Below are 21,216 nucleotides of genomic sequence, written 5' to 3'. Positions count from 1 at the left end.
GGTTGATCATGAGAGTAGTTCTACGCTAAATCAAAGAGCGCCTCCGCCTAAAATCACGCCGCCGCTTATCCATTGATAAACAAGGACGATAAATTTATGGCGAAAAGCTAGCATCGCCAAAGCTCTTTCACAAAATCAAATGTGAAAAATAGAACTTGGTCGATTGAACTCTCGAAATCCGAACACCTTCGCAAATAAAATAACGTACGTGCTCCCGCGTTTTCCTTCTCCCATCCAGACTATACTGTCGGTCCCGGAATCTCACCGGCTCAGCCGCATGCTTACGAAAGCACTGCGGGTCACGGACTTGTGCTACATCGGACTAGCGTCCAATGAGCCATCACCGTCGGTAGGGAATTTCACCCTGCCCCGAAGGATTGCTTAATATTAGGTTTGCATAACTGCAAGACGAATGTTAGCACTATTCCTGTCAAAAATCAAGCCTACTCGTCACTACACCCTGCCTCAATTCCATTCGAGCAAGGAATCTTCATCCCCCTATCTCCCGGGATCCAAGGTGCATAAAAACCTCCCGAAATAGCCAACCTTAAAGTCGATATCGTATTGACAAATCCCATACTCAGGAGGAATGAACGTGGCTAAACCGGACAATCGCTCCGACAACGTTGATAAGCTGCAAAGAAGCATTCAAAACACCATCGAGAATTTCCGTGAGGGACAAGATTACCTCAGTGAGCATGCCGATGAAATCTCCGTCAAGGAGAAGAAACAGGTTCAGGAGAAGAACGAAAAACGGCTTCACGCCATTGAAGGCTTCCGGGAAGAAGTGAAGGACGAAGCCGCTCATCAAAGAAAATCGTAAAAAATGAATCAAGGGGTGCTTCACAGCCAAGCCTGCTTGGCCTTGCGGAGCACCCCTTTCGCTTCGAACCTGCTTACGCTTCGTCCCAAACGGAAACTTCCTTCATTTTATCGCCAGGACGGACATTGTCCACAAGTTCCATTCCCGAAGTCACTTTGCCGAACACGGTATGTACCCCGTTCAAATGCGGCTGCGCTTCGTATACGATGAAAAACTGACTGCCGCCGGTATCTTTGCCTGCATGGGCCATCGACAGCACCCCGCGCTCATGTTTGGTTACATTCGTATCCGTCTCGCATTTGATGGTGTAACCTGGGCCTCCGGTTCCGTTACCGATCGGACATCCGCCTTGAGCCACAAAACCCGGGATTACGCGATGGAACGTGAGTCCGTTATAGAATCCGGAATTGGCCAGTTTTTCGAAGTTCGCGACCGTACCCGGAGCTTCTTCGGGCAGGAATTGAATTTCGACCTCGCCGCCTTTTTCCAATACGATTTTACCTTTTTTCATATCCGTGCACACCCTTCTTCTTAGCGTCATTGGACAAACCTCTTCCAGTTTACTAAAAAAAAGCCTTTCAAGCAAAAAAACCGAGGGAATCGGACAATCCGATCCCCTCGGCTTTACTCCTGCCTCTCCTCGTCACTTACTTCAACGAAGGCTGTTTGGCGATCCGTTCCGGAATTACGTCACAGGCGATTAGGTCCTGCAGGGACTCTCGTTTTACGACGAGATCGCTTTGGCCGTCTTGAACGAAGACGACCGCTGGACGGCGTAACCGGTTATAATTGCTGGCCATCGCGTAGTTGTAGGCGCCGGTGCAAGCCACGGCGAGCAAATCGCCGCTGTTCACCTTCGGCAAATCCACGTCCCAGATCAGCATGTCGCCGCTCTCACAGCATTTGCCGGCGATCGATACGGTCTCTTCATTCGCATCGTTACCACGGTTGGCGAGCATCGCCTCGTATTTAGAGCCGTAAAGGGCCGGACGCGGGTTGTCCGTCATCCCGCCATCCACGGCGACGTATTTACGCACACCAGGGATATCCTTACTCGTGCCCGCCGTATAAAGTGTCGTCCCCGCATCGCCTACGATGCTCCGGCCCGGTTCTACCCAGATTTCCGGAAGCTGCGGATACGCGGCAAATTCCCGTTTGACCGCATCCGTAATCGCACCGACATAATCGGAAACCTTCAGCGGCGTATCGCCTTCCGTATAACGGATGCCAAAGCCGCCTCCTAAATTGACGACCTTGAAGGTGACGCCCAGCTTCTCCTTGACCTGCAAAGCGAACGCCGCAACCCGCTCAACCGCCATCTGGAAACCTTCCACTTCGAAAATTTGCGAGCCGATATGCGAATGTACGCCGAGCAAATGTAGATTCAAGCTTCGGTTGGCCAACTCAACAGCTTCCATAGCCGAGCCGTTGCCGATATCAAACCCAAACTTGGAATCGGTTTGGCCGGTTGAAATATATTCATGGGTGTGGGCTTCCACCCCCGGCGTTACGCGCAGCAGAATATTCACGGTGACGCCTTTCTCAGCGGCAAGCGCTTGAAGCATATGCAGCTCCGTAAAATTGTCAGCCACGAAACAGCCGATGCCGGCGGATATCGCCATTTCCAATTCATCCGGCGTCTTGTTGTTGCCATGAAAATGGATTCGCTGCGCAGGGAATCCCGCTTGAAGGGCCGTAAACAATTCGCCCTCGGAGACAACGTCCAGGGACAAGCCCTCCTCCTCGGCCAGCCGGCACATCGCCATGACGCAGAACGCTTTGCTGGCATAAGCAACCTGGAAAGCCAGGCCCGATGCTCGGAAGGCGTTCATATATTCACGGCATCTTTGCCGCACAAGAGCTTCATCTACGACATACAACGGCGTTCCGTAGGATTGCTTTAGCTCGATCGTATCGCAGCCGCCGATTTCGAGATGGCCTTTTGCATTAATTTTGCTGGTACCGTGTAAATACATCTATGCAGTCCTCCACTTTCAAATTTTACACCAGTATAGCAAACAACCGGCAACCTGAAAAATGGATTTTTCGGAATATCATTTGTGTTATTTGTTGAACAAGCCTAAACGTCACCGTTTGCCCGGCATCCGCGTATTGTCCCGCGGCTTGTTGGAGGACGGTCTTTGCTTGGATGTCATCACTGGAACACGGAATAACACCCCGGCCATCGCCTTTGCATTAAAAGGTATAAATGGCCACATGTAAGACGAGTTATTCGAACGGCGCAAAGTCAGCAGCACGATAAACGAAGTTATCCCAATGACAAATCCAGGGGCGCCAAAGATCGCCACCGCCACCAGCAATGCGAGCCGCACCACACGATTGGCGAGACCCAGCTCATAGCTTGGCGTCGCAAACATCCCGATCGCGGCCACTGCCATATACAAGACTACCTCGTTAACGAAAAGCCCTGTCTGGACGGCGATATCCCCGATCAAGATGGCGGCAATCAAGCCCATCGCTGACGCAAGAGGCGTCGGCGTATGCACGGCCGCCATCCGCATGAGATCGACGCCGAACTCCACCAACAGGAACTGAGCGATTAGCGGGATTTTTCCCTGCTCCTGGGGTCCGATGAAGGCGAGTCCCGCCGGCTTGAACTCCGGATGGACGACGACCAGAAGCCAGATTGGAAGCAGGAAGAGCGAGGCGAATATGCCAAAGAAGCGCACCCAACGCAGATAAGTCCCCATAAACGGGGTTTGCCGGTTCTCCTCTGCATGCTGACACAGATCAAAGAAAGTCGTCGGCAATATCATCACGCTGGGCGACGTATCCACGAACACAACAACCCGGCCTTCCAGCAGATGCGATGCAACGACGTCCGGACGCTCCGAGTAACGCACCAGCGGGTACGGGTTCCAGCCCCTGTGAATGATCGCCTCCTCCAGTTGCTTATCCGCCAGGGGAATGCCGTCAATGTTGACCGCTTTGATCTTTTCGCGGATGGAATCGACCTGCGTTTTATCCACGATATCATCGATGTAGGCGATACACACGTCGGTACGGGTTCGACGGCCTACACTAACCATCTCTAATTTAAGCCCTGGATCGCGCAACCGGCGGCGGACCAAGGTAATATTGGTAACCAGCGTCTCCGTGAATCCGTCCCGTGCGCCCCTTACGACGCGCTCCAAAGACGGCTCCTCCGGGCTGCGGACCGGGTACTGCCGGGTATCCATCATCAGCGCCGTTTGCTCGCCTTCGATGAACAGCGCGCTCATGCCGGTTAACGTCTTGTTGATGGCATCGCTCAGCTTCTCCGTTTTTTCCACCTGAATATGAGGGATATAAAGTTCGAAAAAGGATCGAAGCGCCCCGGTTGTCAGATCTTCAGGCGTCAGATAGGTCAGTCGCTTGAGGATTTCCTGCATGGCGTCGGTTCGGGCAAACCCGTTGATGAAGACGAGGCAGGTACGTTTACCGCCAAAGGTCATGTCGCGAAACACGACGTCAAAACTTTCCCCCAGTCCGACGACTTCCTTCAACGTATGTTTCGTAGTCGTCAAGCTGCGGCTGATCGCATCGCTTTGCTGCCAATAGATCACCGACTCCTCCACATTATCGGATCTCTCCGCTTCGCGTTTCCGTTTGATCGCCTCGTCTTCCGGATAGTTCTCCTGCAGAAAATTCTCCTCATCCTCGGGTACGAAGTCCGGAATCGCCTGCGGCCGATCCATCCCTTCCTGCGTTGACTCTTGCGTATCCTGGTCCATCCAACATCAACCTCCGTTTCTTCGAGTTCACGGTCTATAAATAAACCATTCGTACAAGGAGCCCGCCATTTTGCCAAATACCATTGCGAGCAAAAAGCCGAAAAGATACCGCTGCATATGCAACCTTTTGGCCAAAATCGGCAGCACGTTCAGCACTTCGGTCAAAGCAGCTGCCAGCATACCGACGAACACGCCGTTAAACAAGCCGACAATGCCGGTCGCCAGCCACGGCCCGGTCACCCGCCAATTCCAGAAGTCCGCCACCGTACCCACCACTGCCCCCGCAATCATCGCCCCTTCATACCAGTGCACCTTGTCGTAAGAATTCGTCACCTGGGCCAGGCGCGGAATCATGTCCAGCACGATGAACAAAGCGATCACGCCGCCTCCCACGGCGATGCCGCCAGCCAGGCCAAGGAATACTGCCAACCCCGCGGCGATGGGAGACATCAGGATCGCTCCGCCGGCGATTTGGCATGGTTCATTTTTTTGTACTCTTCAGCGACAACGTATTGATTAAGGTTCTCCTGGTAGAGGAACATCTCAACTTCTAAAGGGGTTGGCTCCTCATTCCATTTTTTTCTGAACAAATGGTTAAAAAATACGATCATCCCAAAGCCGATGCCCACGGAATAGGCACCTTGAAACAGATAGGGGTGCTCGTCCTTCTCGCCGGTGATCATCTCGACGATTCGCACCTGTACCTCCGGCATGCTGACATCGGCGTGGAAATTCATGATGGTCAGGGCCGCCCCGAAGAAGAGCAGCAGCCAGACCAAGGCGAACAACAGCGGAGACGGTTTCTTCTCGGGTTTGATCATTTCAACGAGAACATGCGGTTCACCAAGCAATTCGACACGTTGCCCCGGGAATTCGGCTTGAATGGCCGAGATGACCTGCAGCATATCAATGACGATCAAATTACCGTCGCGATGCTCCGGCCGGACCAGCTCCAGCTGAAGCAGCTTGGCTTCCAGCTCCGGCTCCGCCAGGACGCGGGCTACGTCTCGCAGCCGGATCGGTACCCCGGCGGGAAGCCCGACCTGCTTGCGCAGACGCAAATAGACGATGGAAGCGGAATCCTTATCCATGCTAACCACCCTTCCACTAGCGTATTGCCCATAGTATGCCAAGCGAGGAGGGGCTTTACTCTTGATGATAAATTTGCGGCATCAAAAAAAGCATGGGGAGATACCCCCATGCTTTTCCCGTTCTAGTTGCTCCAGAATTACAGCGATATGGCTGTGTCCAGCGCCACTTCCATCATTTGCTTAAACGTGGTTTGCCGTTCCTCGGCCGACGTCTCCTCGCCGGTCAGCAAATGATCGCTGACGGTCAGAATCGTTAACGCTTTCGCACCGTATTTGGCGGCCAACGTGTAGAGCGCTGTCGTCTCCATCTCGACCCCAAGCACCCCGTATTTCATCAGCAATTGGGTTACGCTCGTATCGTCACGGTAGAACATGTCCGAGCTGAAAATGTTACCCACATGCAGCTTGAGCCCTTTTTCCACGCCACGCTCATAGGCCGCCTTCAACAGCTCGAAGCTGGCAATCGGCGCAAAATCGTACCCGCTGAAGACATGGCGATTCATGCTTGAATCGGTACAGGAGGCTTGAGCCAAAATAACGTCCCGTACGCGAACATGCTGCTGCATGCCTCCGCAAGTTCCGACGCGAATCAGGTTTTTGACGCCGTATTCTTTCATCAATTCATTCACGTAGATCGAAATCGACGGAACGCCCATGCCGGTCCCCTGTACGGAAATCCGTTTTCCTTGATAGGTACCGGTGAATCCAAGCATCCCGCGCACCTCGTTATAGCAAATGACATCGCTCAAGTACGTTTCCGCAATAAATTTAGCTCGGAGCGGATCCCCCGGCAGCAGGATCGTTTCGGCAATATCTCCCGGTTTAGCTGCGATATGTACACTCATGTTCTGGTATCTCCCTTGCTAACATTTTTGGTATGGCTGCTACTCTCTTATTATATAGGATGCGACAACCAACGTATATGGATGCAAACGATGCAGAGATCTGATGACGTAAAAAAACCCTTCGGTTCCAGCGGCTTCCTGAATGCCGCCGCTGCCCGAAGGGGTGAATGCATGTCAGATCATTGCGCGATCTGGTCGCGAATGCTCTGTAATATTTTCTTCTCCAGCCTGGATACTTGAACTTGAGAGATGCCCAGCCGGCTCGCCACTTCCGACTGGGTCTGGTCGCGGTAGTACCTAAGATAGACGATCAGGCGCTCTCGATCGGTCAAGCCATCGATCGCTTCGTGCAGCGCCAGCTTGTCGAACCAGCGCTCCTGGGATTCATCGGCGATTTGATCCATCAGCGTGATCGGGTCGCCGTCATTTTCAAACACCGTTTCATGAATGGACGCCGGCGGCTTATTCGCCTCCTGGGCAAACACAACGTCCTCGGGCGTAACCCCCAGCTCCTCGGCAACTTCCTTGACGGTCGGAAGCCGACCCAGCAGCTTGGACAATTCATCCTTCTTCTTGCGAACCTTGTTCGCCATTTCCTTCAGTGAACGGCTGACCTTCAGCGTCCCGTCGTCGCGCAGGAAACGCTGAATTTCCCCGATGATCATCGGCACCGCATACGTAGAAAACTTCACATCATAGCTGAGATCAAACTTGTCCACCGACTTAAGCAGGCCGATACAGCCGATTTGAAACAAATCCTCGGGTTCGTATCCCCGATTCATAAACCGCTGCACGACGGACCAGACAAGCCGAATGTTGCAGTTTACCAGACGGTCTCTGGCAGCGTTGTCCCCGGATTGACTCAGGGCGATCAACCGTTTCACTTCCGTGTCGTCCAAAAACTCTCTCGAGATTTGCTTCACTTCGGCATCCATAGATCCAACCCCTAATTGTATAAAGCTTTCTTGGATACAATCCTTTTCTTCATCCGAATGCGCGTGCCCCCGCCCATCTCGCTGATCACGTCGAATTCGTCCATGAAATTCTCCATGATCGTAAAGCCCATGCCGGAACGTTCCAGTTCAGGCTTCGACGTATAAAGCGGCTGTTTCGCCAACTCCACATCCTCAATGCCACGGCCTTGATCCTCAATGATCAAAGTTACCGTGTCTCCTTCAATTTCAGCGGAAATAGAGACGACCCCTTCGGGGTTCCCATCATATCCGTGGATAATGGAATTCGTGACCGCCTCTGACACCACCGTCTTCAAGTCGGTGATCTCATCCATCGTTGGATCCAGCTGGGAGACGAACGCGGCGACGGTCACTCGGGCAAACGATTCATTTTCGGACTTTGCGGCAAACTTGAGAGACATAAAATTTCCGGCTTGATTCGCTTGGGTACTCACAGGGCCACCTCCAGATCCGTCAGCGCCGTATCCTCGTTTTCGAAGATGGACATGATCTTAAACAATCCCGACATTTCTAGAAGCCGATATACCGGCGGGTTGACGTCGCATACGACCATCTTCCCGCCCTTTTGCTTGATCAGCTTATATCTTCCGAGGATCACTCCGATACCGGAGCTATCCATAAACTGCAGCGACTTCAGGCTTAATACGAGATTGCGGCAGTTTCCACGGGCGATTTCTTCATCCATCCGCATGCGGACGTCGTCCGCCGTGTGATGGTCTAATTCCCCGCTCAAGCGCACGATTAACGTTTCGCGGTGTTTTTCCATTTCCACTTGCAAATTCACGTCTGTTCACTCTCCTCCCTGACATGAACACAACAATTCTACGATTCCGGTCCGGATTCCTGCTGACTGACAAAACTAGAAGAAAAGCCCTATGAATCTACAAAAAACAAGTGTGCCGCCGTCCGTTTAAATAACGTCCACCAGCCGGCTTTATCGATATCGTTAGGTGCGGTTAGTTCGAATTCGGTCAGCACGCGGCCATCCTGATACACCACCAATTTGCCGACGGATTGACCCGATTTGATCGGAGCTGCGAGTTTTTCCGGTGCGATGAGCTTATGGGTGATGCTGTCCTGCTTCACGCCTTTTTTAACCAGAACGTTAAACGGCTTCGAAGCGGCCAGTTCCAACTGGGCGCTCATCCCTTTCTGTACCTTCACCTTGCCGATCGTTTCACCCGCTTGATAAATCGGCAGCAGCGCGTATTGTGAGAAGGCATAATCGAACATGGCCGATACTTCGCTGTTCCGCGTTTTTGTGTTTGGCTCCCCAAGTACCACGGCGATCAAACGCAGCCCGTCGCGTTTTGCGGTGGCGGCCAGGCAGAACTTCGCTTCCGACGTATAGCCGGTTTTCAGACCGTCGGCTCCGCTGTAGAAACGAACTAGCTTGTTCGTGTTAACGAGCCAGAACGGTTTCTCCGACCCCTGCCGCAAGTAATCCTGGTAAGCGCCGGTATATTTCGTGATTCCCTCATGCTTCAGCAGCTCCCGGCTCATGACGGCAATATCGTGGGCCGAGCTATAGTGATCGGCCACCGGCAAGCCGTTGCAGTTGGCAAAATGCGTGTCCTTCAGCCCGAGCGACTGTGCCCGCTCATTCATCATTTTCACGAACGCTTTCTCGGAACCGGCAAGCTTCTCTGCCAGTGCTACGGATGCGTCGTTCCCAGAAGCCATGGCAACGCCCTTCAGCAGCTCATCGACCGTCATCGCTTCCCCCGGCTCCAGAAAGATCTGCGACCCGCCCATAGACGCCGCATACTCGCTGGCGGTGACCTTGTCGTTCAACTTCAGCGTGCCGTTATCGATCGCTTCCATCGTCAGCAGCATCGTCATGATTTTAGTAATGCTGGCCGGGGGCAGCTTCTCGTGGCTCTTTTTCTCGTAAATGATCGTACCCGTATCGGCATCGATCAATACGGCGGACAGTGCATTTTCCGCCAACGCGATTTCATCATCCCCCACATGCGGTCCACCATGTTCCGCGCTGGTGTAAGTCGGCCATACCGAAACGGCCAAAACAAACGCGGCAAACCAGATCAACACCCGTCTTTTCAAGATTCGTCCTCCTTTAGACATAAGTCTGGATTCTGCTAACCTAGTATCGGCATGAAAGTGGGATAATATTCCTGCGCAAAAAAGAAAAAACGCCTTTCGGCGTTTGATTTTGTGGCATATTGAGAATAAGGGACATAAGTGGCCATTAAGGCCTAATATTACCGCTATTTCATACGATCCCATGATTCTTACCTCTGGACCGGCAACTTAACCGCACTAGCTTAGAACCGCTTGACCCCATCCGGCGTCACCAGCGCGAAAACCAGCGGCCGTCTCGGCACCTTCGTTCCGGAGATGCCGTAAGCATTTAAGATGCGCCGTTCCGCTTCCGCGCGGCCCGTTTCATGGCTAGGGTTGAAATGGAGCACGGCCAGCGTTTCGCCGACTTCAACCGGATCGCCGATCTTTTTGCGCAGCTCCACCCCGGCCGCCAGATCGATGACAGAATCCTTCGTTTCCCGGCCAGCGCCCAGCATCATGGCGGCGATGCCGATCTCTTCCGCCTGGATCGATTCCACGAACCCGCTCGCGCTCGCCTTCACGTCCACCTTCAGCTCTGCCGTCGGCAGCAGCTCCGGATGGTCGATCTGCTCCGTGTTCCCGCCTTGCGCGGCGACCATCTGCTTCAGCTTCTCCAGGGCTTCGCCGCTATCGATCTGCGCAGTCAGCATGGCATGTGCTTCTTCTTCATCGGAAGCTTTGCCGCCGAGTATCAGCATATGCGAGGCCAAGATCAGGCAAACTTCCTCCAGATCCGCCGGGCCTTCCCCTCGCAGCGTCGCGACGGCTTCCTGGATCTCCAGCGCATTGCCGATCGCGTGGCCTAACGGTTGGTCCATGTCACTGATCACGGCGACCGTACGGCGACCGACCTGCGTACCGATATCGACCATCGCCTTAGCCAGGCGGATCGAGTCCTCCAGCGTCTTCATGAACGCGCCGCTGCCGGTCTTCACGTCAAGCACGATCGCATCTGCGCCGGCTGCGATCTTCTTGCTCATGACACTGCTGGCAATCAGCGGAATGGAATCTACTGTTGCAGTCACATCCCGCAGCGCATACAGCTTCTTATCGGCTGGCGTCATATTGCCGCTTTGGCCGACGACCGCCAGGCCGATTTCGTTAACCTGACGGAAGAACTGTTCCTTCCCAAGCTCCACGGAGAATCCGGAGATCGCTTCCAGCTTGTCAATCGTCCCGCCGGTATGGCCCAGGCCCCGGCCTGACATCTTCGCCACCGGCACGCCGGCAGCCGCCACAAGAGGTCCGAGTACCACGGTCGTTTTGTCGCCGACCCCGCCAGTTGAGTGCTTATCGACCTTGATGCCATGAATGGAGCCGAGGTCAATCGTATCTCCGGAACCGGCCATGGCTAACGTCAGGTCGGCTGTTTCCCGGGCAGTCATCCCTTGATAAAAAACGGCCATCGCCCAAGCAGACATTTGGTAGTCGGGAATCTGCCCTTCGCTGTACCCTCTCACCAAGAAGACGATCTCTTCGCTCGTCAACTCTAGGCCGTCTCTTTTTTTACGAATCAGATCTACCGCTCTCATCGCTCCTTACCTCCGTTCCTTAAGCTTCTCCGATTTGTGGGATAATGGACAACACGAGGCTCAGAAACTTCTCTCTAACGCGCTCGGTTGTTTCCATAACCTCCTGGTGGGATAACGGCTGGTCCAAAATGCCGGAAGCCATGTTACTGATGCAGGAGATGCCCAACACTTCAATGCCCGCATGCCGAGCCACGATCGTTTCGGAGACGGTGGACATCCCCACAGCGTCCGCGCCAAGAGTCCGAAGCATCCGGATTTCCGCCGGCGTTTCATAAGTTGGGCCTAGTAAACCGGCATAAACGCCCTCTTGCAACGGCACCCCTTTGTCTGCGGCTATCTTCCGAGCGATGTCACGCAATCGGCGGCTATACGCCTGAGACATGTCCGGGAAGCGGGCTCCGAGTTCCTCGTCATTTGGTCCAACCAAAGGATTTCTCCCGGTCAGATTCAGATGGTCGGAAATCAACATCAAATCCCCCGGGTGATAAGACGTGTTCACCCCGCCTGCAGCGTTCGTGACGAGCAGCGTAGAAACACCAAGCTCTTTCATGACCCGTACCGGGAATGCGGTCATTTCAGGACCATATCCTTCGTACATGTGGAAACGTCCTTTCATAAGCACAACGGCCGTGCCTTGCACCGTGCCGATCAACAGTTCGCCGGCATGGCCTTCCACCGTCGACTGCGGAAAAAACGGGATATCGCGGTAGTCAATGCTAACCGGCTGCTCGATGTGGTCGGCCAGAACGCCTAATCCGGAACCCAGAATTAATCCTACCTTCGGCGTAAGCGCCGACCGGGAACGGATATATTCCGCCGCCTCCCGGATCATACCAATGGTCAATGTAGTCGTCATCTCAAAAATCCTCCAAGTCCAAAATAAAAGCTCGCTTTTTGGAACTACCTCTCTTAGATAAGTTCGTGTAAAAAGCTCTTGCCGTGCTCGGTCGCGTGTACCCCGAAATTGTCAGCGATCGTCGCTGCCAAATCCGCATAAGTAGCTCTGACGCCTAGGCTGCCCGGTTGGTTCAGGCTTGGCCCATAAACGAGCAGCGGCACGTATTCACGCGTATGGTCCGTTCCGGCATGAATCGGATCATTGCCATGATCGGCTGTAATAACCAACAGGTCGTTCTCGCCCACATTCTTCAGCAAATCCGGCAACGCAGCGTCAAATTCCTCCAGGGCGCGCGCGTAACCTTGAGGGTCGCGACGATGACCGTATAAGGAATCGAAATCAACAAGATTCGTGAACAGCATCCCAGAGAAATCCTGGCCGATCCGGTTCAAGGTCTCCTCAATCCCGTGCTGATTGCTCTTCGTCGGATACGAAGCGGTAATGCCTTCTCCGGAGAAAATATCGTTGATCTTCCCGACAGAAACAACTTCCTTGCCGGCGTTTTTCAGCGCGTTCAGTACGGTGGGTTCCGGCGGTTTCACCGCGTAATCATGGCGGTTTGGCGTACGCTGGAAGTTGCCCGGCTGACCGACAAACGGACGGGCGATGACGCGCCCGACGAAATGCTCCGGCTCAAGCGTCAACCGACGGGCGATTTCACAGGCCCGGTACAGCTCCGGCAGAGGAATGACTTCTTCATGGGCGGCGATTTGGAATACGCTATCGGCCGAGGTGTATACGATCCAGTTGCCGGTCTTCATATGCTCTTCCCCAAGCTCTACCAAAATTTCCGTGCCCGAAGCCGGCTTGTTCCCGATGATTTTGCGGCCCGTTTCTTGCTCGAAGCGAGCGATCAAATCTCGCGGAAAGCCATTGGGGTACGTTTGGAACGGCGTTTCGGTCTTCAGTCCCATCAGCTCCCAGTGACCGGTCATTGTATCCTTTCCCGAGGAAATCTCGGCCATCTTACCGAAATAAGCCGTCGGTTCAGCCACCGGGCTCAAATTCGGCAGCTCCGCAATATTGCCTAATCCTAATTTTTGCAGGTTTGGCAGCTTAGTACCGGGCACAGTTTGCAGAATATGCCCAAGCGTATGAGCACCCTCATCGCCAAATTGTTTCGCGTCCGGCAGCTCGCCGATCCCCACGCTGTCGAGGACGATGACGGTCATTTTTCTAAAACGATTCCCGTTTTGCATCTTCTATCACTCCTTTAATCTATGCAGCTATAGTTATCCCTTGCCTGAAGGGAAAACATTCTGCCTGTCCTTTGGTGAACCATCATCTGTGGTCTCCGGCGCCTCCGGCTCGCGTTTGGCCCGAGGATGAAAGGCGTCGTAGACCGTTTTCAAATTGGTCTTGGAACGGCTTACGTACATTTGAATCGTCGAGGCGTCGGCGTGCCCTAACAGCTCCTGCACCGACCCTACGTCCGCCCCCCGTTCCAGCAGGTGAACGGCGAAGGAATGACGTAGGGTATGGGGCGTGATGTCCGCCGAGATCCCGGCCTCCTGGCCGTATCTCTTGATCAACTTCCAAAAGCCCTGGCGACTGATCCGCCCGCCCCGGCGATTGGGGAACAAGGCAGGGTTGTCCTGCTCGTTCGGGATCAAATGGGTTCGTCCTTCCCTCAAATACCGATCCAACCATTCCGACGTGACCCCGCCAAACGGAATGATTCGCTCTTTGCCCCGTTCGCCTGAGCAGCGGAGAAACTGGAGTTCCAGATTTACGTCTGCCGTATTCAACGAGATCAGCTCCGAAACACGGATGCCGGTTGCATAAAGCAGCTCCAACATCGCCTTGTCCCGAAGTCCCAGTTGGGTATCCGGCCGGGGCGTCTCAAGCAGCCGTTCCGTCTCCTCCACCGTCAGCGTTTGCGGGAGTTTCTTCTCCGCTTTCGGCACCTCCAGCATCACGAAGGGATTCTGGTCAATCCGTCGTTCCCGCAATAAATACTGAAAAAAGGCTCGAAGGGTCACGGACACCCGCTGAATCGTTGCCGGAGCTTTACCTTGTTCTTTCAGATAAGCAAAATAGAGCAGAATTCCCGCGCGGGTGACTTGGCGATATTCGTCGATCTGCTTGTCCTGTAAATAAGTTATGTACTGCTTCAGATCCCGTGAATAGGATGCCTGAGTCGACTCGCTTAACCCTCGCTGCTCGGCCAAAAATGAAATAAAAGAGGCCGCATCCCGTTCCATGCGTTGCGCCTCCTTTCTCAGTTGTCCACAAGCCATATTTTCAACCATCCGCCTTGATACTAATTCCACATCAAGCCGTTCATTCCCTGCTGCTCCTGCCGATCAACTACTCTCCATACCAGAAAAATAGCTTCAGCCGCTCCGTCATCATCTCCATCTCCGCGCTTCCCGGTACCCCTTCACGAAACACCTTAACCGCGGAGCCCTCGGGGACGCGGTACTTGTCCTCGCGAAACACGTAATCATCCAGCAGCCCCAGCGCTCTATACAAAGTATACGCAAGCACGACGAAAAGGATCAAATATTTCCCCGATCTCAGCCATTTTCGAAGTGAAATCACCATAGACAGTCCCCATCCTCTCAATCGTTCCTCCAGCGTCCGAGCCTTGCTTGGACACCCTATGTATTCAGTATATAAAGAGGGACAGGGGAGTATGCGGGATTGCCTCAATCGGCCCATACGGCCTTCGCATTCGCGCAGGCAACGTAAAAAGCTCCCTACGGCAGGGCCGTAAAGAGCTCGGCTTAATCATCCTATTTCTTATTGCCATTTCCCGGAGAGTCGTTGTTCTTGTCCTTGCATCGGTAACAAATGCCCTGAAAATCCAACCGGTGGTCGAGCACCGTAAAGTTGAATTCCTTCTCCAAGCGTTCCTCGAGCGGTCCAAGCCAATCCTCGCGGATTTCATCCATTGCCCCGCATTGAACGCAGATCAAATGGTGGTGATGATGTTTTGTCGTATCGGTACGCAGGTCGTACCGGGCTACTCCGTCACCGAAGTTGATCTTCTCCACGACATGAAGCTCGCTGAGCAGTTCCAACGTTCGATAGACCGTGGCCAGGCCGATTTCCGGCGCCTTGTCCTTCACGAGCATGAAAACATCTTCCGCACTGAGATGATCGTCTTCATTTTCGAGCAATACGCGTACCGTGGCTTCCCGCTGGGGCGTCAATTTGTAACCGTGGGATTGTAACTGCTGTTTGATTTTTTCGATCTTTGCTTCCATGTTATCCCTCCCCCAGCCCTTGCCGCACATCCAAAAAAAGTTCTATAACCACTTCTTTCATTATAGGGGGAGTTATTCAACAAAGTCAAACATTTTGGTAGAGTCGCTTTCGTTCTGCAAGACCAAACAGAGGCCCGCACATTTACGCAATCAAAAGATAAAAAATCAAGAACTTCTTCGTGGATTTTCGTTCAGTTCATATTCACTTTTTGATCAATTTCAAAATACAATTTCTTTCTTATTTACCTTCATGCCGGACAGCGACCGATCAAACATGTCAAGAATAAATAGGAATCGCTCTGCCTCCCGAAAAACGTGATCCGCTAGCAAAGGGTGAATGATACTTTTGATTCGGCACTCTTCAATTAGGTCACGCGCAGTTTTTTTAAAATCGCGCAGAGATGTAACTGAAACGCGGTTTTCATCAACAAATTGACTTAAAAGTGGATGAGTCTGCGACTCGGGGCGCATAGAACTTAAATCAATAGCCTGATACATCAGCGTATCGAATTCATGGCTAAACTCCCTTGCCTGTTCCACCAATTTTCGTTCAGATGGGTCAAGCAGATGGCCTATAAACTTTGCGTGATCTGCCATGATTTTAAGAAAAAAGATATTTTCATCGATAATCGCATCAGCTAATGGTTCAAGCCTCCCGTTATTGAGTTCCTCCAATCTGTTGCTGAAATACCTTGCTTCCCGGCTGACATGATCGACAAGCAGAGGGAAATTGTTTCCGCCCGGAAGTTTGCACCGCAATATTAGCCCGAGTACCTTCCTCTTGAATGCCCAGATGTGAGTAGCAGCATGGTAAACTTCCGAATTGAACTGTCTGATGGTTTGGGGGTCAGTATCTGCTTGAAAAGAATGGGCTCTTCTTTCTATATCCTCGAAGATCGTATAAAATTGATTTGCCTCATTAATTAGTTGGGTGTCTTCGCATCTAAAACCCAGTTTAAGGAACAAAGAATGTTCTTTCATAATGCGTGACCAAAAACGCACCTCGTCCAATGATCGTACAACAAAAGGATCTGACAACAATATCCCTCCATCCAAAATTCTTAAAAAATTTATCGTTCAAATTGACCTACTAACAGAGTTTATGGGAATGGCATGTTTCAATATGCTATCGAATAAAAAAGAGCGGCCAACAAAGACAGTAGATTGCTGCTCTTTTTAACACTCCGCGTTGTCCTGTTCAACCCCCCCCCCAAGAGCTTAAGCCCGTTGTATACGTTCAAGCGCTCACGAACAGTTTGTTCCCTCAACGGTCACATTACGAAGAAAATGAAAAAGGATGCCTCCGAGAAAGTGAAAATCCACTTTGGAAACATCCTGAACGATGTCAATTTGCCGTAAATGTGATTTTTTTGTAATTTTACGCCTTTAGCAACAACCGGGAAAGCGGGAATTTCAATATACAAGCCCCATTTCACGCAATCAAAGGCGTAACCCAGCCCATCATAACCGGGGTCACCCAGGTTTCGAATGAGGAAACGGCGAGCAGCACCGCGGCCATGGCCAGCGTCAGCCCCGTGTAGGAGAGGAACGGACGAGTGGCCTGACCTGTGTGGCTCATGAGAACACGCGAGCGAATAATATTTAATGAGAAGCCGACAGCCGCCACACTGGCAATCAGCAACGCTGGAATCACGATCAGATTATGCGGGGCAACTGAGACCAGGGCAAACAGCAGTCCCTTCCAAGTATATTGGCCGACCAAGCAGCCGACCGTGAAGCCGATCAGCACCCCTTTTAGGAAATCAAGGATCAGGATGCCCGGTAACCCGATGACGGACAAACCGAGCAGCCAGATCAAACCAAGCCATTTCAAATGCAAGGCGGCCACGTCCCAAAAGGCCTGCGTCTGAAACTCCACACCGCCCTCGTTAATCGACAGAAAAAAGTCACCCAAATAACGGGAGATATCCTGTTGTTGTTCCAAAGTGAGTGCATTTACCATCAAGGCACCGAATACGACGCCCATCAAAAACAGCACGGAAACAAAAACATAAAGCGGCGTTTGATCTTTGAGCGCATGGCGAATGGGATGCAGCATCGAATTTTGCCTCCTAGCTTGTTCTTTAGGGTCTTATCCTAAACTATGAACAAGCCTGCCCGCCTATGACTGCTTCTTTCCTAGAGGGTTTTCGACAGATTCGGATTTCTTCACTTTGCCGTAAATCCCGCCGCCTCCCGCACTTAACTCCAGTCTGCCGCTTCGTGCCAAGACAATCCGTTCGGCCAACTCTGCCCCTGCCACTTCCGCTAACTGGGCTTCCGGCACGTGATGCAAAATGTTCATCTCCGTGCCGAACTTATCGAGAAGCAACTCCAATTTCGCGGGACCTAGACCTGGGATGAACTCCAGCGGAACCTGGTAATGATACGGCGGGCGATGAGACGGTACCTTTGGCTCCATTCGATCCGCAATCGAGCGGATGCGGTCCAGCACCCCCCGAACCAACTTCGGGCTGCCGCAATAAGGACAGCGTTCCACGGCAACTTCCGCCTCATCGATGATGTAGTTACAGTTGCTGCAATACGTTCGATGATATTTGCCAAGGCGCGGATTCAGCCCGTAATTGCCGGCCACCAACCGCCCCTCCTCACGTCGCAATGCCTTCGTGAACTCGAGATAACTTGCTTCCTTAAGCCGCAACTCGTTATATTCCCGGCCGATTTTGCCAAGGGAATGCGCATCCGAATTCGTTAAAATGGTATAAGGGTCCAACTCGCTGATCAACCCAGCCATATCGGTATCGGCGCTGAGTCCAAGTTCCACCGCGCTGATTAGGGAAAGATCCAGCACATCGGACATGCGTGGTGCACAACTGCCATAAATGCTGCGATGCGGCGTGAAAATATGGGCAGGAATGATCATGCCTCCCCGTGCGTAAACCTCCTCCTGCAGGGTTCGGGCCGGTGCGTATACCCGCTGCGAGCTAAGACCGACGTTCTTCATTCTGGGCTTAAGCCAGTCGGTGAAGCCACGGATCAGCTCCAAATGGGGGAAGAAGGCTAATAGATGCGCCGGACCCATACCTGGCTCACGAATTTCCAGCTCGCTGCCAAGCAGAATCGTCGTCCCCTGATAGGCAATTCCCCCGTCTTTTAGTTCTTGCATTTCGCCCCGCTTCAGGCACAACTCGATGTCCTCCTGCACCCCGGGTGCATGGCAGTCAATGATGCCTACAAGACCGATTCCCTTACGCTGCGCCGCCTCCTTCGCGATCCCGGCAAAGGTCAGGTTACGGCTGCCGCTGATCTTGACCGGGTCCCCCCGTCCGGTTCGACCAATGTGGATGTGCAAATCCGCAAAGACGGTTGTCAGCCGATCCGAGGCTACATCGGATTGTTGGCTCATACCTCTACTCCCACCGAACCCCGGATGCTCCAGAGCTGCCAAATATACACTGCCAGGATCGTTTTGGCGTCGGCAATTCGCCCTTCGGCAATCAGGTCGAGCGCCTCTTCCAGCGTCGCCTCCTGGACTTCGATGAATTCGTCCTCATCCAGTGACATTTCCCCGGCACTCAACTGCTCGGCCAGATAAAGATGAATGACTTCATCCGCGAACCCCGGTGAGGTATAGAACGAATGCAAATGCGTCAGTTTATCGCAACGATAGCCGGTCTCTTCCTGAAGCTCGCGAACTGCCGCTTCCGCAGGGTCTTCCCCCTTCTCCAACTTGCCGGCCGGAATCTCCAATTCACAGCGGCCCATCGCCTGACGGAATTGGTCGACCAGCAGCAGGCGCCCCTCACGTACCGCCAGCACGGCAACCGCGCCCGGATGCCTAACGATTTCGCGTTGCGCCATCACTCCATCCGGAAGCTTTACCGTATCGATCTGCAGGGAAATCACTTTTCCGCTAAACACCGGCTCCGTAGAAACCGTAGTTTCGATTAACTTATCGTTTGCTGCCATCCTGATTCCTCCTTCATTATGCAAAAGATCTCCTCATCCATTCATAACTTGTCCATGCCGGACATATGGTGTTATTATACCAAACCTGTTCGGAAAGGAGCCCCCTTATGAAAAGCTATTTTGCGATGGATCGCATACGCGCCCAAGGAAAAGGCTGGCAAATCCGCATCCTGTTGTCCCAATGGATGAAAGAAGCAGGTCCCGACGCCAAAATCTCCGATCTCATCCAATCCTATAAAACTAGTTATTCAGTCACGGTTATTCCGGTTAATATAAGGAGGGGGTGAATTATGCGTAGTCCTACCGGACAACCTCAAAATATGGGTAAACTCGTAGAAATGATTCAAAACGCCGTAACGACCGGACGCCTTGATATCGCCGAACAGCTGGCAGGGCAAACCGATCTTTATTTACTTAGCGAACTGGTACAATCTTTATATAAAGAGGGGTATGTCACTTTAGCCAAAGAAAGGCTGTTAAAGATAGAACCTCGCATCCTTCGCGAACCCTCCCCCCCATTTTTAGAGCTTAGCTTGATTTGGGCGGAAATCTGCTACGATGAGAGGCGGTATGACGAAGCAGCCCCTATCTTTGAAGCGATTGCCGAGCGGCATCCCGATTTCGCTGCGGCCCGTTTTGGTGCGGCCTCCTGTTACATACAGCAGGCCATCGTCAATTTAGAGCGAAGAATCCAGCTGTATCATCCGACCAAATTGGAGCAGGAGAAAATCTGTAAATATCTAGATGACTTTCACCAGGCCTTGCGTCTCATACAGACCTCAGGCTGGCATACTGAATGGAACCAGGGGCAGATTCGTCAATACCCGGCGAGATCGGCCAGCTTATTGCATTAACAAAATAAAATGCCCGGTGCACCTCCCGCACCGGGCATTTTATCTATCCTCGATACCGCTTAGGAGGATACGGATTGACGGACGATTTCCAGCGCAAACTGCGCCGTCTTGACGATATCGTCCTTCTTGATTCTTTCGTTCGTCGTGTGGATGTCCTCATAGCCAATAGCCAAATTCAAGGTTGGAACCCCCAGGCGATTAAATACATTCGCGTCGCTGCCGCCGCCAGTCGTAAACGTCGTGCCCGACAGTCCAAGCACAGAGGCCGCTTGCTTAGCGATTCGCAGCACGGGAGCCTCCTCGGGAATTCTGAACGCATGATATAGCACCTCGCTGCGGAATTCTCCTTTGGCCCCGAAGTCGCGGCATGCCGATTCCACCGCTTCCTTCATTTCTTCCAGTTGCTTGTCGACTTTCTCCTGGGACATGCTGCGCGCTTCACCGTATAAAGTGACATGGTCAGGTACGATGTTGGTAGCGCCGCCGCCTTCGAATTTACCAATATTGGCGGTCGTTTCTTGGTCGATCCGTCCCAATTTCATCCGAGCCAACGCTTTGCCCGCCACCTGGATCGCGCTGATGCCATCCTCGGGATTCACCCCAGCATGGGCAGCTTTGCCATAAATTTCGATTTCCACACGAGCCTGCGTAGGCGCGCCAATACAGATCGTTCCTACTTCACCGTTCGTATCGATTGCAAACCCGAACTTGGCGTCCAGGTAGCGCGATTCCAATGCCCGCGCACCGCGCAAGCTTGATTCCTCACCGACTGAAATCACGAACTGGATCTGGCCGTGCGGGATTTGTTTCTCCTGAAGAACCTGAATAAGTTCCAACAACACCGCAACCCCTGCTTTGTCATCAGCCCCCAGGATGGTCGTGCCGTCGCTGCGAATCCATCCGTCCTCGCCGACCACCGGTTTGATTCCCTTGCCCGGTGTGACCGTATCCATATGACAGGTGAACAAGAAAGGTTCAGCGGATACCCCCTCAGTGGCTTTCAAAGTGGCAATCAGGTTCCCGGCGCCATGCCCCGTCTCCGCCTGCGAATCGTCCTCAACGACATCCAATCCCAACTCGTTGAATTTGCGTTTAAGTACATCGGCAATCTGGCGCTCATGTTTCGTTTCGCTGTCGATCTGCACCAGTTCCAAAAATTGTCCGATGATGCGTTCCTCGTGAATCATTGGACTTTCCTCACTTTCTTCGATACGATAATAGAGATGATCATAATCTAC

General features: G+C 52.7%; 24 protein-coding genes and 1 riboswitch. Of the genes, 3 read left to right on the top strand and 21 right to left on the bottom strand.

Features of this window, described 5'->3' with window-relative positions:
* Positions 1–218 precede the first annotated feature (218 nt).
* Positions 219–381, bottom strand: a riboswitch (FMN riboswitch).
* Positions 382–595: 214 nt separating this feature from the next.
* Positions 596–823: a small acid-soluble spore protein Tlp gene (gene tlp, locus KJS42_RS10490; RefSeq protein ID WP_193415954.1), complete on the top strand. Its 228-nt coding sequence runs from the start codon at positions 596–598 to the stop codon at positions 821–823.
* A gap of 73 nt (positions 824–896) precedes the next feature.
* Here the strand turns inward: tlp and KJS42_RS10485 are convergent, their stop codons facing one another.
* The 20 genes from KJS42_RS10485 to KJS42_RS10390 all read right to left on the bottom strand — a co-directional run bounded on the left by KJS42_RS10485 (position 897) and on the right by KJS42_RS10390 (position 19,124).
* Positions 897–1,334, bottom strand: coding sequence for a peptidylprolyl isomerase (locus KJS42_RS10485; protein ID WP_155605405.1), 438 nt, complete (start codon positions 1,332–1,334; stop codon positions 897–899).
* 136 nt (positions 1,335–1,470) lie between these two features.
* Positions 1,471–2,799, bottom strand: a complete 1,329-nt coding sequence (gene lysA, locus KJS42_RS10480) for a diaminopimelate decarboxylase (RefSeq protein WP_213622811.1) — start codon at positions 2,797–2,799, stop codon at positions 1,471–1,473.
* Positions 2,800–2,910: 111 nt separating this feature from the next.
* Positions 2,911–4,557, bottom strand: a complete 1,647-nt coding sequence (locus KJS42_RS10475; RefSeq protein WP_213622810.1) for a spore germination protein — start codon at positions 4,555–4,557, stop codon at positions 2,911–2,913.
* A 27-nt stretch (positions 4,558–4,584) separates the two neighbouring features.
* Positions 4,585–5,007, bottom strand: coding sequence for a stage V sporulation protein AB (locus tag KJS42_RS10470; RefSeq protein WP_155605408.1), 423 nt, complete (start codon positions 5,005–5,007; stop codon positions 4,585–4,587).
* Entirely contained in the window at positions 5,007–5,648 is a 642-nt protein-coding gene (locus KJS42_RS10465; protein WP_213622809.1) for a stage V sporulation protein AA, read from the bottom strand. Before KJS42_RS10465 ends, KJS42_RS10470 begins: the two co-directional genes overlap by 1 nt.
* Before the next feature lie 137 nt (positions 5,649–5,785).
* The gene (gene deoD, locus KJS42_RS10460; RefSeq protein ID WP_213622808.1) at positions 5,786–6,493 is read right to left on the bottom strand and encodes a purine-nucleoside phosphorylase; all 708 of its coding nucleotides are present in this window, start codon (positions 6,491–6,493) and stop codon (positions 5,786–5,788) included.
* Between the two features lie 179 nt (positions 6,494–6,672).
* Positions 6,673–7,428 carry an RNA polymerase sporulation sigma factor SigF gene (sigF, locus tag KJS42_RS10455; RefSeq protein WP_155605411.1) on the bottom strand — a complete coding sequence of 252 codons (756 nt, stop codon included), beginning with the start codon at positions 7,426–7,428 and terminating at the stop codon, positions 6,673–6,675.
* 11 nt (positions 7,429–7,439) lie between these two features.
* Positions 7,440–7,868, bottom strand: a complete 429-nt coding sequence (spoIIAB, locus tag KJS42_RS10450) for an anti-sigma F factor (RefSeq protein WP_059044801.1) — start codon at positions 7,866–7,868, stop codon at positions 7,440–7,442.
* Between the two features lie 29 nt (positions 7,869–7,897).
* Entirely contained in the window at positions 7,898–8,251 is a 354-nt protein-coding gene (gene spoIIAA / locus KJS42_RS10445; RefSeq protein ID WP_193415950.1) for an anti-sigma F factor antagonist, read from the bottom strand.
* An 89-nt stretch (positions 8,252–8,340) separates the two neighbouring features.
* The gene (locus tag KJS42_RS10440; RefSeq protein ID WP_155605412.1) at positions 8,341–9,531 is read right to left on the bottom strand and encodes a D-alanyl-D-alanine carboxypeptidase family protein; all 1,191 of its coding nucleotides are present in this window, start codon (positions 9,529–9,531) and stop codon (positions 8,341–8,343) included.
* Positions 9,532–9,752: 221 nt separating this feature from the next.
* The gene (locus KJS42_RS10435) at positions 9,753–11,084 is read right to left on the bottom strand and encodes a pyrimidine-nucleoside phosphorylase (RefSeq protein WP_213622807.1); all 1,332 of its coding nucleotides are present in this window, start codon (positions 11,082–11,084) and stop codon (positions 9,753–9,755) included.
* A gap of 19 nt (positions 11,085–11,103) precedes the next feature.
* Entirely contained in the window at positions 11,104–11,940 is an 837-nt protein-coding gene (locus tag KJS42_RS10430; protein WP_193415949.1) for a purine-nucleoside phosphorylase, read from the bottom strand.
* Between the two features lie 53 nt (positions 11,941–11,993).
* The gene (gene deoB / locus KJS42_RS10425; RefSeq protein ID WP_155605415.1) at positions 11,994–13,181 is read right to left on the bottom strand and encodes a phosphopentomutase; all 1,188 of its coding nucleotides are present in this window, start codon (positions 13,179–13,181) and stop codon (positions 11,994–11,996) included.
* A 33-nt stretch (positions 13,182–13,214) separates the two neighbouring features.
* Complete coding sequence (xerD, locus tag KJS42_RS10420) at positions 13,215–14,186, bottom strand: site-specific tyrosine recombinase XerD (RefSeq protein ID WP_213622806.1); 972 nt, start codon at positions 14,184–14,186, stop codon at positions 13,215–13,217.
* Between the two features lie 106 nt (positions 14,187–14,292).
* A complete protein-coding gene (locus KJS42_RS10415) occupies positions 14,293–14,550 on the bottom strand; it encodes a DUF4227 family protein (RefSeq protein WP_239483694.1) in 258 nt (85 codons plus the stop codon).
* A gap of 170 nt (positions 14,551–14,720) precedes the next feature.
* Complete coding sequence (gene fur, locus KJS42_RS10410; protein WP_155605418.1) at positions 14,721–15,194, bottom strand: ferric iron uptake transcriptional regulator; 474 nt, start codon at positions 15,192–15,194, stop codon at positions 14,721–14,723.
* 219 nt (positions 15,195–15,413) lie between these two features.
* Positions 15,414–16,232 (bottom strand): DUF2935 domain-containing protein, encoded by an 819-nt coding sequence (locus KJS42_RS10405; RefSeq protein WP_193415947.1) that lies wholly within the window; start codon positions 16,230–16,232, stop codon positions 15,414–15,416.
* Positions 16,233–16,626: 394 nt separating this feature from the next.
* The gene (gene spoIIM / locus KJS42_RS10400; RefSeq protein WP_213622805.1) at positions 16,627–17,253 is read right to left on the bottom strand and encodes a stage II sporulation protein M; all 627 of its coding nucleotides are present in this window, start codon (positions 17,251–17,253) and stop codon (positions 16,627–16,629) included.
* A 63-nt stretch (positions 17,254–17,316) separates the two neighbouring features.
* Positions 17,317–18,561, bottom strand: coding sequence for an endonuclease Q family protein (locus KJS42_RS10395; protein WP_213622804.1), 1,245 nt, complete (start codon positions 18,559–18,561; stop codon positions 17,317–17,319).
* A complete protein-coding gene (locus tag KJS42_RS10390; RefSeq protein WP_155605421.1) occupies positions 18,558–19,124 on the bottom strand; it encodes an NUDIX hydrolase in 567 nt (188 codons plus the stop codon). The genes KJS42_RS10395 and KJS42_RS10390 overlap by 4 nt, the downstream gene beginning before the upstream one ends.
* Before the next feature lie 107 nt (positions 19,125–19,231).
* On the opposite strand from KJS42_RS10390, the gene KJS42_RS10385 reads away from it, so the two are divergent.
* Both KJS42_RS10385 and KJS42_RS10380 read left to right on the top strand, forming a co-directional pair.
* Positions 19,232–19,411: a Z-ring formation inhibitor MciZ gene (locus KJS42_RS10385; protein WP_155605422.1), complete on the top strand. Its 180-nt coding sequence runs from the start codon at positions 19,232–19,234 to the stop codon at positions 19,409–19,411.
* Between the two features lie 3 nt (positions 19,412–19,414).
* Complete coding sequence (locus KJS42_RS10380; RefSeq protein ID WP_213622803.1) at positions 19,415–19,978, top strand: tetratricopeptide repeat protein; 564 nt, start codon at positions 19,415–19,417, stop codon at positions 19,976–19,978.
* Positions 19,979–20,037: 59 nt separating this feature from the next.
* On the opposite strand, the gene KJS42_RS10375 is transcribed toward KJS42_RS10380, so the two are convergent.
* Positions 20,038–21,165 carry a M20/M25/M40 family metallo-hydrolase gene (locus KJS42_RS10375; RefSeq protein ID WP_155605424.1) on the bottom strand — a complete coding sequence of 376 codons (1,128 nt, stop codon included), beginning with the start codon at positions 21,163–21,165 and terminating at the stop codon, positions 20,038–20,040.
* Between the last annotated feature and the right edge of the window lie 51 nt (positions 21,166–21,216).

This window comes from Paenibacillus sp. J53TS2, from assembly GCF_018403305.1.
Taxonomy (GTDB): Bacteria; Bacillota; Bacilli; order Paenibacillales; family Paenibacillaceae; genus Fontibacillus; species Fontibacillus rhizolycopersici.
This window is presented reverse-complemented; position numbering and strand designations above follow the sequence as displayed.